Here is a 545-nt window from a genome sequence, read left to right as displayed (position 1 = left end):
CCTCATGTGGAGCTCCAGAATTATCTATAAACATCCAGTCATCAACCAGCTCTTTAAAGATCTTAAAAAAATTCTTTAAACCGTTTTCATATCGTCTCCAGATCACATCTTCCGGGATCTCATGACCACCTTCTTTTACTCTTGTTTCAACACGTTTTACTGCTAAATTTTGTGAGCTAAGCCAGAAAAAAAGTAATGTTACGGTGAGATTCTTCCTTTTGTGCATCAAGGACTAGATTTTTATAACTCTTGGTTGTCAGAGTAGTTTCAAACGCAAAATCCTGTTCAGATCTTATAAAGGTTCTGATTCTTTTCAACATTAACCTTCCAGCTTGTATTTTTGCTCTTTCAGGACGAAAGGGAGATAATCCCCGTGCAATTTCATCTGCATTTACAAATTCGTCACATGCTAATATTTCAGGCAAATTGTGTAGGAAGCAGTAGTCTTTCCTGCTCCATTACATCCGGCTATAACAAATATTCTTTTCATTTCGTAAAATCAAATATAACTTTTATTCTTCGTGAAAAGTCTTATTACCAACAGT

The 545-nt window shown here is 35.4% G+C and carries 1 pseudogene; it reads right to left on the bottom strand.

Annotated features, from left to right (window positions below):
- Positions 1–226: pseudogene (locus RM545_RS17510) on the bottom strand (zeta toxin); the annotation flags it as partial.
- Positions 227–545: the final 319 nt, after the last annotated feature.

It is taken from the genome of Autumnicola lenta (assembly GCF_031846515.1).
Classification (GTDB): Bacteria; Bacteroidota; Bacteroidia; order Flavobacteriales; family Flavobacteriaceae; genus Autumnicola; species Autumnicola lenta.
Note: the sequence above shows the minus strand (reverse complement) of the source record. Positions and strands in the feature narration are given on the sequence as shown.